At 67.5% G+C, this 14,111-nt stretch carries 18 protein-coding genes; 7 read left to right on the top strand and 11 right to left on the bottom strand.

Going from position 1 to position 14,111, the window contains the following annotated elements; translation table 11 throughout:
• Positions 1–11: 11 nt before the first annotated feature.
• The 6 genes from NX02_RS26450 to aroC all read left to right on the top strand — a co-directional run bounded on the left by NX02_RS26450 (position 12) and on the right by aroC (position 5,324).
• Positions 12–908 (top strand): transglutaminase family protein, encoded by an 897-nt coding sequence (locus NX02_RS26450; RefSeq protein WP_025295176.1) that lies wholly within the window; start codon positions 12–14, stop codon positions 906–908.
• 45 nt (positions 909–953) lie between these two features.
• A complete protein-coding gene (locus NX02_RS26445) occupies positions 954–1,895 on the top strand; it encodes a DnaJ C-terminal domain-containing protein (RefSeq protein ID WP_025295175.1) in 942 nt (313 codons plus the stop codon).
• Between the two features lie 7 nt (positions 1,896–1,902).
• Positions 1,903–2,886: a YihY/virulence factor BrkB family protein gene (locus NX02_RS26440; protein WP_025295174.1), complete on the top strand. Its 984-nt coding sequence runs from the start codon at positions 1,903–1,905 to the stop codon at positions 2,884–2,886.
• On the top strand, positions 2,883–3,686 hold the full coding sequence (fabI, locus tag NX02_RS26435; protein ID WP_025295173.1) for an enoyl-ACP reductase FabI: 804 nt from the start codon (positions 2,883–2,885) through the stop codon (positions 3,684–3,686). The genes NX02_RS26440 and fabI overlap by 4 nt, the downstream gene beginning before the upstream one ends.
• Before the next feature lie 154 nt (positions 3,687–3,840).
• Positions 3,841–4,257, top strand: a complete 417-nt coding sequence (locus NX02_RS31845) for an endonuclease domain-containing protein (protein WP_084718110.1) — start codon at positions 3,841–3,843, stop codon at positions 4,255–4,257.
• Entirely contained in the window at positions 4,254–5,324 is a 1,071-nt protein-coding gene (gene aroC, locus NX02_RS26425; protein WP_025295171.1) for a chorismate synthase, read from the top strand. Before NX02_RS31845 ends, aroC begins: the two co-directional genes overlap by 4 nt.
• A gap of 9 nt (positions 5,325–5,333) precedes the next feature.
• Here the strand turns inward: aroC and NX02_RS26420 are convergent, their stop codons facing one another.
• Positions 5,334–5,963, bottom strand: coding sequence for a TetR/AcrR family transcriptional regulator (locus NX02_RS26420; RefSeq protein WP_025295170.1), 630 nt, complete (start codon positions 5,961–5,963; stop codon positions 5,334–5,336).
• Between the two features lie 113 nt (positions 5,964–6,076).
• On the opposite strand from NX02_RS26420, the gene NX02_RS26415 reads away from it, so the two are divergent.
• On the top strand, positions 6,077–6,838 hold the full coding sequence (locus tag NX02_RS26415; protein ID WP_025295169.1) for an SDR family NAD(P)-dependent oxidoreductase: 762 nt from the start codon (positions 6,077–6,079) through the stop codon (positions 6,836–6,838).
• A gap of 39 nt (positions 6,839–6,877) precedes the next feature.
• On the opposite strand, the gene NX02_RS26410 is transcribed toward NX02_RS26415, so the two are convergent.
• The 10 genes from NX02_RS26410 to NX02_RS26370 all read right to left on the bottom strand — a co-directional run bounded on the left by NX02_RS26410 (position 6,878) and on the right by NX02_RS26370 (position 14,081).
• Positions 6,878–7,750: a class I SAM-dependent rRNA methyltransferase gene (locus tag NX02_RS26410; RefSeq protein WP_025295168.1), complete on the bottom strand. Its 873-nt coding sequence runs from the start codon at positions 7,748–7,750 to the stop codon at positions 6,878–6,880.
• Positions 7,747–9,153, bottom strand: a complete 1,407-nt coding sequence (thrC, locus tag NX02_RS26405; RefSeq protein WP_025295167.1) for a threonine synthase — start codon at positions 9,151–9,153, stop codon at positions 7,747–7,749. Before thrC ends, NX02_RS26410 begins: the two co-directional genes overlap by 4 nt.
• A gap of 121 nt (positions 9,154–9,274) precedes the next feature.
• Positions 9,275–9,796, bottom strand: a complete 522-nt coding sequence (locus NX02_RS26400; RefSeq protein WP_162232726.1) for a hypothetical protein — start codon at positions 9,794–9,796, stop codon at positions 9,275–9,277.
• Positions 9,797–9,804: 8 nt separating this feature from the next.
• Positions 9,805–10,419 (bottom strand): NIF family HAD-type phosphatase, encoded by a 615-nt coding sequence (locus NX02_RS26395; RefSeq protein ID WP_047099862.1) that lies wholly within the window; start codon positions 10,417–10,419, stop codon positions 9,805–9,807.
• The gene (locus NX02_RS26390) at positions 10,409–11,047 is read right to left on the bottom strand and encodes an SURF1 family protein (protein WP_025295164.1); all 639 of its coding nucleotides are present in this window, start codon (positions 11,045–11,047) and stop codon (positions 10,409–10,411) included. The genes NX02_RS26395 and NX02_RS26390 overlap by 11 nt, the downstream gene beginning before the upstream one ends.
• Positions 11,044–11,436, bottom strand: coding sequence for a DUF983 domain-containing protein (locus NX02_RS26385; RefSeq protein ID WP_039998122.1), 393 nt, complete (start codon positions 11,434–11,436; stop codon positions 11,044–11,046). Before NX02_RS26385 ends, NX02_RS26390 begins: the two co-directional genes overlap by 4 nt.
• A gap of 107 nt (positions 11,437–11,543) precedes the next feature.
• Positions 11,544–12,431: a cytochrome c oxidase subunit 3 gene (locus NX02_RS26380; RefSeq protein ID WP_025295162.1), complete on the bottom strand. Its 888-nt coding sequence runs from the start codon at positions 12,429–12,431 to the stop codon at positions 11,544–11,546.
• Positions 12,432–12,494: 63 nt separating this feature from the next.
• Positions 12,495–13,040, bottom strand: a complete 546-nt coding sequence (locus NX02_RS26375; RefSeq protein WP_025295161.1) for a cytochrome c oxidase assembly protein — start codon at positions 13,038–13,040, stop codon at positions 12,495–12,497.
• Between the two features lie 10 nt (positions 13,041–13,050).
• Entirely contained in the window at positions 13,051–13,176 is a 126-nt protein-coding gene (locus NX02_RS33970; RefSeq protein ID WP_281178261.1) for a hypothetical protein, read from the bottom strand.
• Positions 13,173–14,081, bottom strand: a complete 909-nt coding sequence (locus tag NX02_RS26370) for a heme o synthase (RefSeq protein ID WP_025295160.1) — start codon at positions 14,079–14,081, stop codon at positions 13,173–13,175. Before NX02_RS26370 ends, NX02_RS33970 begins: the two co-directional genes overlap by 4 nt.
• Between the last annotated feature and the right edge of the window lie 30 nt (positions 14,082–14,111).

The following is a 14,111-nucleotide window of genomic DNA, read 5'->3' as shown; positions in this document are numbered from 1 at the left end:
GCCGACCGCGGATGCTCTACGACATCACCCACACCACCCGCTTCGATTATGACGTGCCGGTGCTGTTCGCGCGCTGCAACCTGCGGCTGAAGCCGATCGCGTGGGCGGGCCAGCGGCTGCTGGACTATGACCTGAGCGTGGAGCCCGGCGGCGAACTCCACACCGCGCGGGCCGGCGCGGTGCTCGCCAATGTCACGCGGATGGTGGTGCCGCAGGCGGTGGACCGGATCGAGATCGTCAGCCGCGCGCTGATGGAGGTGGACCGGCCGGCGCAGGCGCCCGATCCGGAAGATCCCACCGTCGCCGAGATCGCCCGCGCCGCGCGGCTCGATCCGGAACTCGGGCCCGAGGGCCCGGCCAACTATCTGTTCCCGACCCCGCTGATCCCGCATGACCGCGCGATCACCGACTGGTGCGCCGAGACCCTGCGGCCCGACCGGCCGATCCGCGAGGCCGCCTTCGCGCTCGCCGTGCGCATCCGGAAGAGCTTCAAGTTCGATCCCAAGGCGACGATGGTCGAGACCCGCCCCGCCGAGGCCTTCGCCAAGCGCGGCGGCGTGTGCCAGGATTTCGCGCAGATCATGATCACCGGCATGCGCGGGCTGGGCCTTCCGGCCGCCTATGTCAGCGGCTTCATCCGCACCATCCCGCCCCCCGGCAAGGAAAGGCTGGTCGGTGCGGACGCCACCCACGCCTGGGTGCTGGTGTGGTGCGGGCCGGAGGTCGGCTGGGTCGGCGTCGATCCCACCAACGGCATCTGGATGGCCAACGACCATATCGTCACCGCCATCGGCCGCGATTATGCCGAGATCGCGCCGGTCGACGGCATCTTCCTGGGCTCCGGCGCGCAGCATATGGACGTCTCGGTGGACGTGGCGCCCAAGCAGATGGTGGCGGTCTCGCGATAGGATCACTATCTCCCACCAAACGAACCTTTTCTACGATGGGATGTAATGGCTGATCCTTACGCAACGCTTGGAGTGGCGCGCGGCGCCGACGAGGCCGAGATCAAGAAGGCCTATCGGAAGCTTGCGAAAGAACTCCATCCCGACCGCAACAAGGACAATCCCGCCGCGACGGAGCGTTTCGGCCGGGTGACCGCCGCTTATGACCTGCTGACCGACAAGGACAAGCGCGCCCGCTTCGACCGCGGCGAGATCGATGCGGACGGCAACCCGACGATGCCGTTCGGCTATGGCGGCGGGCCGGGCGGCGGCGGCGGTTTCCGGGGCCAGCAGGGCGCCGGCGGCTTCGAATTCTCCACCGACGATCTCGGCGACATCTTCGACGGACTGTTCGGCGGCGCCGGCGCGCGCCAGCGCGGCCCGGGCGGCGGCTTCGGCCGCGGTGCGCGTGCGGCGCCGCCGGCGAAAGGCGCCAATGTGTCCTACCGGCTGCGCGTGCCCTTCGCCGACGCGGCGGCGCTGAAGCCGCAGCGGATCACCCTTCAGGACGGCAAGACGATCGACCTCAAGCTGCCGAACGGCGTCGAGACCGGCACCCAGATGCGGCTGGGCGGCAAGGGACAGCCCGGCCCCGGTGGTGCCGGTGACGCGATCGTGACGATCGAGGTCGAGCCCCACCGCTTCTTCACCCGCGATGGCGATGCCGTGCGGATCGAGCTGCCGGTGACGTTGGACGAGGCGGTGCTCGGCGGCCCGGTGAAGGTGCCCACGGTCGACGGGGCGGTGATGCTCAACATCCCCAGGGGATCGAGCTCCGGCAAGGTGCTGCGCCTCAAGGGCAAGGGCTTCCACACCCGGGAGGGCGGCCGCGGCGACCAGCTCGTCACGCTGGTGATCGACCTGCCCAAGGATGATGCGGACCTTATCGCCTTCGCCGAGAGCTGGGGCGACAGGGCGCGGCGCAATCCGCGCGCGGCGATGGACGGCTGATCGGCGGATGCCGGAAATCTCCCCGCAGTCGCCCGAGGAACGGCGCACGCGGCTGGAGGCGGCGCGTGCGAGCCTCGGCGGGCAGTTGGACAAGCAATATGCGCGGTTCAGGCCCGGCCGGCGCACGATCGAAATCCTGAAGCGCGTGGCGGTGGGCGTTTATTCGGACGGCCTCATCCACGCCGGCAACCTCGCTTATCTGGCGCTGCTGACGCTGTTTCCCTTCTTCATCGTCGCCGCCGCGATCGCCCGCCTGGCAGGACGCACGCGCGACGGCATCCTCGCGGTGGACGCCTTCCTGCGCACGGTCCCGCCCGGCGTTGCGACCGTGCTCAAGCAGCCGATCAACGACGTGCTCAATGCACGGACGGGCAATCTGTTGTGGTTCGGCGCACTGATCGGGCTGTGGACCACCGCGAGCTTCATCGAGACGATCCGGGATATCCTGCGCCGGGCCTATGGCGTGCGCAGCAACCGGCCGTTCTGGGAATATCGGCTGGGATCGATCGGCATGATCATCGGCGCGGTGATCCTGCTGATGGTGGCGTTCAGCTTCCAGGTCGTGCTGGTCGGCGTCGAGCAGTTCATCCGCCGCGTCATTCCCTTTGCGGACGATACCGCCGCGCTGATCGCGGCCGGCCGCACCGCGCCGGGCATCGCCTTGTTCGGCGCGATGTACATGCTCTATTACTGGCTCACCCCGCGCGCCTATCGCAGCCGTGCCTATCCGAAATGGCCGGGGGCGATGATGACCACCTTGTGGTGGCTGGGCGTTACCGCGGCGATGCCCATCGTCCTCTCCAACATCGGATCCTATGATCTGACCTATGGCAGCCTGGCCGGCGTGATGATCGCGCTGGTCTTCTTCTTCCTCGTCGGCCTGGGCGTCGTCATCGGCGCCGAACTCAACGCCGCACTGGCGGAAATACCGGTAGTCGGTCTAAAGGACGGCGAAACCAAACCCGACGAGCAGGGAGCTACGGCCAAGTGACGGCGTTGATGCAGGGCAAGCGTGGACTGATCATGGGTCTGGCGAACGATCGTTCGCTGGCCTGGGGGATCGCCCGCAAGCTGAGGGACGAGGGCGCCGAACTCGCCTTCAGCTATCAGGGCGAGTCGCTGGAAAGGCGCGTCCGTCCGCTTGCCGAACAGCTCGGGTCCGACCTGCTGATCGATTGCGACGTTTCCGACATGGCGGCTCTCGACATCGCCTTCGAAACGCTGGCGGAACGCTGGCCGACGATCGACTTCGTCGTCCACGCGATCGGCTTTTCGGACAAGAACGAGCTGCGCGGGAAATATGTCGACACCAGCCTCGACAATTTCCTGATGACGATGAACATCTCGGCCTATTCCTTCGTCGCGGTCGCCCGCCGCGCGCGGGCGATGATGCCGGAGGGTGGCAGCCTGCTGACGCTGACCTATTACGGCGCCGAGAAGGTCGTGCCGCATTACAATGTCATGGGCGTGGCCAAGGCGGCGCTGGAAGCCAGCGTGAAGTATCTCGCGATGGACCTCGGGCCGGAGAATATCCGCGTCAACGCGATCTCCGCGGGCCCGATCAAGACGCTCGCCGCCAGCGGCATCGGCGATTTCCGCTACATCATGAAATGGAACGAGCTGAATTCGCCGCTCCGCCGCAACGTGACGATCGAGGATGTCGGCGGCGCCGGCCTCTATCTGCTGAGCGACCTTGCCAGCGGCGTGACCGGCGAGACCCACCATGTCGACGCGGGCTATCATGTGATCGGCATGAAGGCCGAAGACGCGCCGGATATCGCGCTGAGCTGAGCGGACGAAACCCTCTCCCCTCGGGGGAGTTTCGGTCGCAGAGCGGGTGTGGAATGCCCCCGGCATTCCACAGATTGTGCCGGGGGCACAATCGGCCCGCTATGCGAGCGAAACTGGAGGGGCCCGTCGCGCAGCGATGGGAGGGTGAGGGCCAGTGTCCGGATCACGCTTCGACATCCGAGACGGCTCCATCGACCGCGCCCGCAAGCTCCGCCGCGATGCGACCCCGGCGGAGCAACGCCTGTGGTCTGCCCTGCGCCGCAGTGCACTTGACGGCGCGAAATTCCGCCGTCAGCAGCGCTTGGGCCCATATTTCGGCGATTTCGTCTGCCAGGCGGCGAGGCTGGTGGTGGAAGTCGACGGGGACACCCATGCTGGTGAGCAGGCGGTTGCCCGCGATGCGCGCCGAACGGCTTATCTCGCGAGTGAAGGATATCGGGTGCTGCGCTTTACGAATGCGGATGTGATGGACAATCTGGAGGGCGTGACCTCGGTGATACGTTCGGCGCTCGTGCCCTCACCCTCCCACCCGGCTCCCCTCCCTCTCCCCCGAGGGGAGAGGGAGATATGAGCTTCAACACTTTCGGCCGCGTCTTCCGCTTCACGAGCTGGGGCGAATCCCACGGTCCAGCGCTTGGGGCCGTCGTCGATGGCTGCCCGCCCGGGCTGGCGATCGGCGAGGCGGATATCCAGCCCTGGCTCGACAAGCGCCGGCCCGGCACCTCGCGCTTCACCACGCAGCGGCAGGAACCCGATCAGGTCCGCATCCTCTCCGGCGTGTTCGAGGGGCGTACCACCGGCACGCCGATCGCGCTGCACATCGACAATGTCGACCAGCGCTCGAAGGACTATTCGGAAGTCGCCAGGGCCTACCGCCCCGGCCATGCCGACTATGCCTATGACGCCAAATACGGCTTCCGCGATTATCGCGGCGGCGGGCGCAGTTCCGCGCGCGAGACCGCGGCGCGGGTCGCGGCGGGTGCGGTGGCGCGGCTGGTGATCCCCGAGGTGAGGATCCGCGCCTGGGTGTCGGCGATCGGCGGCGATGCGATCGACGGGCAAGCGTTCGACGACGCGCAGATCGACGCCAACCCCTTCTTCTGCCCCGATGCCGCCGCAGCGCAGCGCTGGGAAGCGTTGGTCGACGGCGCGCGCAAGTCCGGCTCGTCGCTGGGCGCGGTGATCGAATGCGAGGCGACCGGGGTGCCGGCGGGCTGGGGTGCGCCGCTCTACGCCAAGCTGGACAGCGAACTGGCCGCCGCCTGCATGAGCATCAACGCGGTCAAGGGCGTCGAGATCGGCGATGGCTTCGAAGCCGCACGGCTGACCGGGGAGGGCAATGCCGATCCGATGCGGCCGGGACCGGATGGCAAGCCGATCTTCCTCGCCAACCATGCCGGCGGCATCGCCGGCGGCATCTCGACCGGCCAGCCGGTGCGGCTGCGCGTGGCCTTCAAGCCGACCAGTTCGATCCTGACGCCGGTGGAGACGATCACACGCGAGGGCGCGGCCAGCGAGATCATGACCAGGGGCCGGCACGATCCCTGCGTCGGCATCCGCGGCGTACCCGTGGTTGAAGCGATGATGGCGCTGGTGCTCGCCGACCAGAAACTGCTCCACCGCGCGCAGGTCGGCTGAACCGCGACCTCACGCGGCGCGCGGGGTGATCCCGGCGCAGAGGATGTCGACGATCGCCGCCGCCACGTCGGAGGCGCCGGCCTCGCCCTCGGGCCGATGCCAGCGTGCCGTCCAGTTGAGCGCGCCCGCAAAAGCGAAGGCGGCGGTCCGTACGTCCGGCACCGTCGCCGATCCGTCCGCTGCCGCTTCCGCGATCATCGCCCTCAGCGCGTCGTCGATCTCGCGCTTGAGCGCACGGAAGCGGGCGCGTGCCTCGGCCGACAATTGCTCGTCGCCGGTGCGGGCCACGCATCGTCCGAAATGATCCATGATGATGGCGCCATAGCGGCGCAGGAAAGCGCGCAGCCGGTCCAGCCCGGTGCCGGGGCTGCACCGCGCCTGCTCCGCCGCGACCTGCAGTTCGTAGAGCCCGATGCGGACGCATTCGAACAGCACCTGATCCTTGTTGCCGAGATAATGATAGATCACCGGCTTGGTCACGCCGAGCGACGCAGCGACATCGTCGAGCGAGGTCGCGTGGAAACCGCGCTCGTTGAACATACGCACCGCCGCCAGCAGCAGCGCGGCGCGTTTCCCGCGGCGCTCCTCATCGGTCATCCGAACCGGGCGAAAGGGGAATGCGGGCAGTTCGGCGGACATCGCAACCTTGACAGCGCTGCCGGCCTGCGACAGCTACTCATGAGTAACCATAATTCCAGCGGGTAGGGAAGTGCGCGATCGCGCGGCCCGCGCGCGTGAGAAGGGGATCGGAGATGGATGTCAGCGGTGTGGGCGTGGTCGTCACCGGCGGCGCGTCGGGGCTCGGCGAGGCCACTGCGCGGATGCTTGCGGCCAAGGGCGCGAAAGTCGCGCTGTTCGATCTCAACGAGGAGGTCGGCCGCAAGACCGCCGAGACGATCGGCGGCGCGTTCTTCCGGGTCGACGTCACCGACGAAGAGAGTGCCGACAAGGGACTCGCCGCCGCCGAGGCGGTGCATGGGCCGGCGCGCGTGCTGGTCAACTGTGCCGGGATCGCGCCGGCGATCCGCATCGTCGCCAAGGATGGCACGCCGCATCCCCTCGCCGCCTATCGCAAGGCGATCGAGGTCAATCTGATCGGCACCTTCAACCTGCTCTCCAAGGTGGCGGCGCGGATCATCGCGGCGGGGGTCGAGGGCGAGGAAGCCGGCGTGATCATCAACACCGCCTCGGTCGCTGCCTATGACGGCCAGATCGGCCAGGCTGCCTACGCCTCGTCCAAGGGCGGCGTCGTCGGCCTCACCTTGCCCGCCGCGCGCGACCTCGCGCAGCACCGCATCCGGGTGATGACGATCGCGCCGGGCATCTTCCTCACGCCGATGCTGATGGGCCTGCCGCAGGCGGCGCAGGATTCGCTGGGCACGCAGGTGCCGCACCCGAGCCGGCTCGGCCGCCCGACCGAATATGCGCAGTTGGTCGAGTCGATCCTCGCCAACCCGATGCTGAATGGCGAGGTGATCCGGTTGGACGGCGCGATCCGCATGGCACCCCGCTGACGGCGGCGCCCGGATCGGGCCTCACGAAGGCGGCGGTCCTCAGGTCCGCCGCCACCGCGCGAAGATCGCGGTCGGCAGCAGCAGGCCCCGCGCCTCCTCGCGGGTCGCGAGTTCGCCGCATTCCACCGTCCCCGGCAGATCCGCGAACGCCTGCGACACCAGTTCGCCGATCGCCAGCGCCGACATCCGCACGGCGTAAACGGTGAGAAACAGGTAGCGCGAATCCGCATCCAGCAGCTTGCGGCAGTCGGCGATCAGGCCGGGCAGGCCTTCCTCCAGCTTCCACACCTCGCCCTCGGGGCCACGGCCATATTTGGGCGGATCCAGCAATATGCCGTCATAGCGCCGGCCGCGGCGCCCCTCGCGCGCGACGAACTTGGCCGCGTCGTCGACGATCCAGCGCACCGGCTTGTCGGCCAGCCCCGCAAGCTTGGCATTGCCCTTCGCCGCCTCGACCGACTTCTTCGACGCGTCGACATGAGTGACCTGCGCCCCCGTCGCGGCCATCGCGAGGCTGCCGACACCGGTATAGCCGAACAGGTTCATCATCGCCGGATCGGGCTTGCCGGTGAACTGCGTACGCATCCATGCCCACACCGGCGCCATGTCCGGAAAGAAGCCGAGATGGCGGAACGGGGTGCATTGGGCGGTGAAGGCGACATCCTCCCACCCCAGCTTCCAGCCGTCGCGCGGCACCGGCTTGTCGAAGCGCCAGCGGCCGCCGCCATCCTCATCCGCGCCCGGCACGAATTCGCCATGCGCCTGCCAGTCCGGATCGGCGGGCGCCCACATCGCCTGCGGCTCCGGACGGATGAACCGGTAGGGGCCATAGCGTTCGAGCTTGCGGCCATGGCCGCAATCGACCAGCCCATAGTCGGCCCAGGGCTCGCCGACGAGCGTGACGAGGCTCATGCCGAGGGCGTGGCCCGCTCCGCGATCCACGCCTTGACCACATTGAGATCCGCGGGGAGCGTCACGAAACGCTCCTCGCGGCTGAAAAGGCTGCCGACGCGCGCGGGCAGGCCCGGCCGAATGCCGGTGGCACGCTCGACCGCGTCGCGGAACTTGCCGGCATGTGCCGTCGCCAGGGTGACGATCGGCACCGCCGGATCGATCTCGTCGGCATGGTGCATCGCCGCGGCGAGGCCGACGGCGGTGTGCGGATCGAGGATCTGCCCGGCCCGCTCGTTCGCCCAGCGCATCGCCAGCGACATCGCATCGGCATCGATCCGCGCGCTGGCGAAAAGCTTTGCCGCGCCCTCGCGCTGCGCGTTGGTGAGCTTCATCGCGCGGCTGGCTTCGAACCCCTGCATCTGCGCCGCCATCGCGCTGCCTTCGCGCGCGCCGAGGTCGAACAGCAGCCGTTCGAAGTTGGAGCTGACCTGGATATCCATCGAGGGGGTCGCGGTCGGCACGACCTGACCCGTCGAATAGTCTCCGGTGGAAAGCGCGCGGTGCAGGATGTCGTTGACGTTGGTGGCGACGATCAGCCGCTCCACCGGCAGCCCCATCTGCGCCGCGACATAGCCGGCGAACACGTCGCCGAAATTGCCCGTCGGCACCGCGAAGGCGATCGCCTTGCCAGGCGCGCCGAGACGGACGCCGGCGTAGAAATAATAGACCACCTGCGCCATCAGCCGGGCCCAGTTGATCGAATTGACTGCGCTCAGCGCGAAGCGGCCGGTGAATTCCCTGTCGGCGAACAGCGCCTTCACCATCGCCTGGGCATCGTCGAAACTGCCCTCGATCGCGATGTTGTGGACGTTTGGCGCGAGCATCGTCGTCATCTGGCGGCGCTGAACGTCGGAGACGCGGCCCGCCGGATGCAGCATGAAGATGTCGATCTTCGCGCGGCCCGCCACCGCGTCGATCGCGGCCGAGCCGGTGTCGCCGCTGGTCGCGCCGACGATCGTCAGATGCGTGTCGCGCTGGCTGAGGAAGCGCTCGAACAGCAGCCCGAGCAGTTGCAGCGCGACATCCTTGAACGCCAGGGTGGGGCCATGGAACAGTTCGAGCAGCCAGTGGCGATGATCGAGCTGGACGAGCGGCGTCACCGCATCGTGCGAGAAGCGGCCATAGGCCTGCGTGCACAGCGCACGCAGCTCATCCTCGCCGAGCGCATCGCCGACGAACGGCGCCATCACGCGCACCGCCGTCTCGACATAGGACAGCCCGGCGAGCGCCGCGATCTCATCCGCGCTGAAGCGCGGCCACGCCTCCGGAATGTACAGCCCGCCGTCCGACGCGAGCCCCGCCAGCGTCACCGCCTCGAAATCGAGCGCCGGCGCGCTCCCCCTGGTGCTGATATAGCGCATGTTGCGGGCGGGCTTAGCGACGCCCGGCAATCACGGCAAGCATAGCGAACCTGCGGGGCATTACAGCGGCATTTGTCTGTGGCCCGCCGGGCGGTGACGAAGCCCGCACGCGCGCTGTCGGTCAAAGGCGCTCCCAGCTTTCCTCGCCGGGGCGCGCCTTCATCGAACCCAGGCTGAAACACCCATCGGCCCTGACCTTGAAGCAGGTCTCCGCCGTCATCAGCTTCCACTGGACATCGGGGTCATCGCTATTGTTTGGATTGGGTGACGTTGCGAGCAGGCCACCGAGGTCGAAGAGGAAGCGAGTCTCGGCGCTGGTACGATCGATCTCAACCCCGATCAGCTTCTGGCCATTGAGCAGATGGACGGCACGATCGATCTCGCCGTCTGCATCATCACGTTCCGCGAGCCGGCCGCCCTTATCGGACAGCGTCCAGCGGCAGCAATAGATCCAGAGGTGCCAGGCACCGTGGACATTGACACTGCGACGAAGCCCGCTTGGCCATTCATGAACCACAAGTTCCGGATCTCCGAACTCCATGGTCAGGAAGCTGCCGTGGCCTCGGCTCACCCCCCATGCGGGATGCCCGAACACCGGCTCGAACGACCGCTGAACAGGGTCATTAAATGGTGGTCTCGGCATAGCTCCGGTCAGTCCGTGACACCGGGCGTGGCGCGCCATCGCCGCTTTTCGATCGTCCGCACATTGTCGTGATCGCGCAGGGAATGAAGGTAGCGCGCGAGCGCCGGCAATTCGCGATCCTCATCCTGACCCTCGAACGGCCGGACATAGATCGCGTTGCCATAGTTGCGTACGCATTTCTCCGGGGTGTCGTCGACGATCAGGATGCGTTCCAGTCGCCAGCGGCCGCGCCGAGAAATCTTGGCAAGCGGCTTAAGGAAATGCCGGTGATCATGTGGCCAATGGAAATAGGCATCGTCGGGAGTCGAAAAGCGCCTGAGCGTGGCCCGGCTGCGACCCCAGACGAACTGCAGCATCGACGGGTCAGGAAAAATACGCTCGACCACCGCTGCGACATAAGGGTCGGAGGCCGAAGACCACACCGCCACGTCGAAATGGCGTGTGCATTCGGAGATGAACGCGTCGAGATGCGGGCGCCGATAGACGTGATAGCCGTAAACCGAGAAATCTGCCTCGCGATGGAGTTCACTCTCGCTTGCATGAATCAGCGTTTCGTCAAGATCGAGGACGAGCAAAATGCGGCCGGTCGCGGCCAGCGCCGCACTCACGACGTCAGGCGGCATCGCTGCGCCGGTTTCGCCGTCGCAGCGCCAGCACGTAGATCACCAGCGCGACGGCAGCGAAGAAGAACCACTGGAAGGCGTAGGCCAGATGGTTGTTGGGCACATTGTCCGTGCTGGGCGGCGCGGAGGCCCTGAGTCCCGGCGCCGGCTCGGAGGCCACCAGCATCGCCACGCGCGGCTCCCCTCCCCCGCCGACCAATCGCCCGAGTGCCGATTCGTGCGACGGCGCAGTGGTGATCGTGCCACTGACCGGGCCGCCGTTCCATACCGGCTTCACCTTGGGGTCGGCCGCCAGCCCCATGTCGACCAGCGCGCCGGGACCTTCGGCACCGGTGCGGCAGCGGGCGATATGGCGATAGCCGGTGCTGCCGTCGGCGGCGCGGCCGCCTTCCACCTGCCAGCTCCCGACCGCGAGGCAGATCAGCGAGGAACGGCGAAACAGCATCTCGTCCGCGACCGGCGGCAGCACCGGAAAGCTGACCGCCGGCTTGCCGAGATTGGCGCGGTAGAGCGCGAGCAGCGCATCCTTTTCGGCGCGGCGCTGAAGCTGCCACACGCCGAGCCAGATCATCGTCGCGACGGCTGCGACCACGACCAGGGTCGCCAGGATCGGCACAGGGCGCTTCATTCGCTGTCGTCGTCGCCTCGGCCGTCTCCGATGCGCCCTTCGCGCGCCTTGTTGCGATATTCCAGCGCAAGCATCGCCGCCTTGGCGATCCTGAGCGAATAGAGCGTCGCCAGCGCAGTCAGCGGCAGCCACAGCGCGATATGGACCCACACCGGCGGATGCACCGTGAGTTCCAGCGCGATCGCCAGCGCCACGATCAGCGCCCCGATACCGAAGGTCAGGAAGGCGGCGGGGCCGTCACCCACGTTGAAGCGGCGGAAATCCTGCCCGCAGGCACGGCACTTCACCGCAAAGCGGACGATGCCGTCGAACAGGGTTTTCGCCCCGCACCGCGGGCACAGCCCATGAAGCGCCGCCTGGGCAATGGTGGGCGACCCTGTCACCGGCATGATGTCACCGTCATGCCGATGGTGTCTGCCCAATCGCAGCCGCTTGCAAGACGGATCGATGCCGCCGCGCCCAACGCGTTCATCCGTTTCGTAGCGCTGCCCCGCTGTCAGCCCGCGTGGACCGGCGCGCCCCACCCGCCCCAGACATAGACCGAGACGAACAGGAACAGCCAGACGACATCGACGAAGTGCCAGTACCAGGCGGCCGCCTCGAAGCCGAAATGCTGCCGCGGGGTGAAGTGGCCCTTATAGGCGCGGATCAGGCAGACGGTCAGGAAGATCGTGCCCACCAGCACGTGGAAGCCGTGGAAGCCGGTCGCCATGAAGAAGGCTGCGCCATAGTTGATCCCCGAAAAGGGGAAGGGCGCATGCGCATATTCATAGGCCTGAATGCAGCTGAAGATCACGCCGAGGATGATCGTGAGCCACAGGCCCTTCTTGAACCCGTCCCGGTCGCCGTGCAGCAGCGCATGGTGGGCCCAGGTGACGGTGGTGCCGGAGCACAGCAGGATCAGCGTGTTGAGCAGCGGGAAGCCGAACGGATCGATCACCTCGATGCCCTTGGGGGGCCAGGTTTCCGCCGCCGCTGCGCCGGCCTGGCCGACGAGGTTCGTCGCCGAACCGTCCGCGAATTCCAGCGCGGCGGGGAACAGCGAGAAATCGAACCAGGCCCAGAACCAGCCGACGAAGAACATCACCTCGGAGGCGATAAACAGGATCATGCCGTAACGCAGGTGGAGCTGGACGACCGGGGTATGGTCGCCGGCATGCGCCTCGCGCACCACGTCCGACCACCACGTGTACATCGTGAACAGCACGCCCGCGAGGCCGGCGAAGAAGATCCAGCCGCCGCCATTGGCCTTTTCCGGAGAGACATGGCCGCCATGCATCCACATGATCGCGCCGACCGCCATGACCAGCGCGGACATCGAGCCCATCAGCGGCGTGATCGAGGGTGGCAGGATGTGATAGTCGTGGTTCTTGTGGCCAGCCATGCATCGTCCCCGTTATCTATTGCGTTTGCTTAGCTTCTGTGCGGTTTCCGGTCCACCCGGAACTCAGCTCGGATCGGCCTTCTCCGCCGGGAAGAAGGTGTAGCTCAGGGTGATTTCCTCGACATCGCGCGCGTCCTCGTCCTTGAGCATCGCGGGGTCGACATAATAGATCACCGGCATGCGCACGGTCTCGCCGGGCTTCAGCGTCTGCTGGGTGAAGCAGAAGCACTGGATCTTGGCGAAATAGGCGCCGGTCTTGGTCGGCGCGACGTTGAAGGTCGCGGTGCCGGTGATCGGATGGTTGGTGAGGTTGGTCGCGGTGAAGAAGGCGATCGAGCGTTCGCCGATCTTCACCGTTTCGCGCGTCTGCTCCGGCTTGAACGACCAGCCGAGCGACGGCGCGACATTGGCGTCGAAGCGCACCACCACATCGTGTCCGGCGACCGCACCCGGCGCCGCGACGGCGCGCTGGGTGGTGCCGCCCCACCCGGTCGCCTGGCAGAACATGCGATAGAGCGGCACCGACGCGAATCCGAGCCCGGCCATGCCGCAAACCAGGGCGACGCCGGCGATCAGGGTCCGAAGGTTGCGGCGCTCGTTGGGCGTCATGATATGCGCGTCAGCCGCTCAGCTTGGCGATCGTGATGAGGAAGAACAGCACCACGAGCGCGCCGAGCAGCACCCCCGTCACCAGCGCCCGCGACTTCTGGCGCGCACGGATCGCCGCGAGTTCCTCCGGCGTCATGCGAGCAACAACCGGTCGGCGACGAGCGCGCCGAACAGCGCGAACAGATAGAGGATCGAGAAGCCGAACAGGCGGCGTTCGGGCTTCATCAGCGCGGGATCGGTCTCGCGGCTCATCGCCACGCGGACGGCGTAGAACAGGAACACGGCGTTGAGCGCCACCGCGGCAACGCCATAGACCGCACCCGCCAGGCCGAGCGGCCAGGGCGCGATCGCCGCCGCCACCATCGGCACGGTATAGAGCAGGATCTGCGTCCGCGTGGTCCGCTCCCCCGCGACCACCGGCAGCATCGGCACGCCCGCCGAGGCATAATCGGGGCGGACGAAGAGCGCGAGCGACCAGAAATGGGGCGGCGTCCACAGGAAGACGAGCACGAACAGCAGAACCGGCAAGGTCGAGACCTCGCCCGTCACCGCCGCCCAGCCGATCAGCGGCGGGAACGCGCCCGCGGCACCGCCGATCACGATGTTCTGCGGCGTCGCCCGCTTCAGCCACACCGTATAGACGAGCACGTAGAACAGGATCGCGGCGAGCAGGATCGCGGCGGCGACCCAGTTGACCGCCAGTCCCATCGTCAGCACCGAGAACGCCCCCAGCCCGACACCGAAATGCAGCGCGCTGTCGCGGTCCATCCGCCCGGCGGGGAGCGGGCGGGCGGCGGTGCGCTTCATCCGCGCGTCGATATCCGACTCATACCACTGGTTGAGCGCGCCGGAAGCGCCGCTGCCCAGCGCCACGCACAGGATCGCGGTGAAGCCAAGCACCGGGTGGATGTGCCCCGGCGCCGCGAGCAACGCGCACAAGGCCGTAAAGACGACGAGCGTCATCACCCGGGGCTTGGTCAGCGCAAGGAAGTCCCGCCAGTCGGCGGTGACGGGAAGGACTGGAAGAGGGCTGGTCGCCATGCACATTCTCGTTAACGGGCTCCCGCCGCC

The organism is Sphingomonas sanxanigenens DSM 19645 = NX02 (assembly GCF_000512205.2).
In the GTDB taxonomy this organism is placed as follows: Bacteria; Pseudomonadota; Alphaproteobacteria; order Sphingomonadales; family Sphingomonadaceae; genus Sphingomonas_D; species Sphingomonas_D sanxanigenens.
The sequence above is the reverse complement of the archived record's forward strand: the minus strand, read 5'-3'. Positions and strand labels throughout refer to the sequence as shown.

Excerpts from the sequence above, each read along its gene's own strand:
- NX02_RS26395 (WP_047099862.1), bottom strand. The coding sequence starts at position 10,419 with ATGCCGCCTGACGTCGTGAGTGCGGCGCTGGCCGCGACCGGCCGCATT.
- thrC (WP_025295167.1), bottom strand. The coding sequence starts at position 9,153 with ATGCGCTATATCAGCACCAGGGGGAGCGCGCCGGCGCTCGATTTCGAG.
- aroC (WP_025295171.1), top strand. The coding sequence starts at position 4,254 with ATGAGCTTCAACACTTTCGGCCGCGTCTTCCGCTTCACGAGCTGGGGC.
- NX02_RS26440 (WP_025295174.1), top strand. The coding sequence starts at position 1,903 with ATGCCGGAAATCTCCCCGCAGTCGCCCGAGGAACGGCGCACGCGGCTG.
- NX02_RS26410 (WP_025295168.1), bottom strand. The coding sequence starts at position 7,750 with ATGAGCCTCGTCACGCTCGTCGGCGAGCCCTGGGCCGACTATGGGCTG.
- NX02_RS26415 (WP_025295169.1), top strand. The coding sequence starts at position 6,077 with ATGGATGTCAGCGGTGTGGGCGTGGTCGTCACCGGCGGCGCGTCGGGG.
- NX02_RS26400 (WP_162232726.1), bottom strand. The coding sequence starts at position 9,796 with ATGCCGAGACCACCATTTAATGACCCTGTTCAGCGGTCGTTCGAGCCG.
- NX02_RS26380 (WP_025295162.1), bottom strand. The coding sequence starts at position 12,431 with ATGGCTGGCCACAAGAACCACGACTATCACATCCTGCCACCCTCGATC.
- NX02_RS26445 (WP_025295175.1), top strand. The coding sequence starts at position 954 with ATGGCTGATCCTTACGCAACGCTTGGAGTGGCGCGCGGCGCCGACGAG.
- NX02_RS26375 (WP_025295161.1), bottom strand. The coding sequence starts at position 13,040 with ATGACGCCCAACGAGCGCCGCAACCTTCGGACCCTGATCGCCGGCGTC.
- NX02_RS26420 (WP_025295170.1), bottom strand. The coding sequence starts at position 5,963 with ATGTCCGCCGAACTGCCCGCATTCCCCTTTCGCCCGGTTCGGATGACC.
- NX02_RS26370 (WP_025295160.1), bottom strand. The coding sequence starts at position 14,081 with ATGGCGACCAGCCCTCTTCCAGTCCTTCCCGTCACCGCCGACTGGCGG.
- NX02_RS26450 (WP_025295176.1), top strand. The coding sequence starts at position 12 with ATGCTCTACGACATCACCCACACCACCCGCTTCGATTATGACGTGCCG.
- NX02_RS33970 (WP_281178261.1), bottom strand. The coding sequence starts at position 13,176 with ATGACGCCGGAGGAACTCGCGGCGATCCGTGCGCGCCAGAAGTCGCGG.
- NX02_RS26385 (WP_039998122.1), bottom strand. The coding sequence starts at position 11,436 with ATGCCGGTGACAGGGTCGCCCACCATTGCCCAGGCGGCGCTTCATGGG.
- NX02_RS26390 (WP_025295164.1), bottom strand. The coding sequence starts at position 11,047 with ATGAAGCGCCCTGTGCCGATCCTGGCGACCCTGGTCGTGGTCGCAGCC.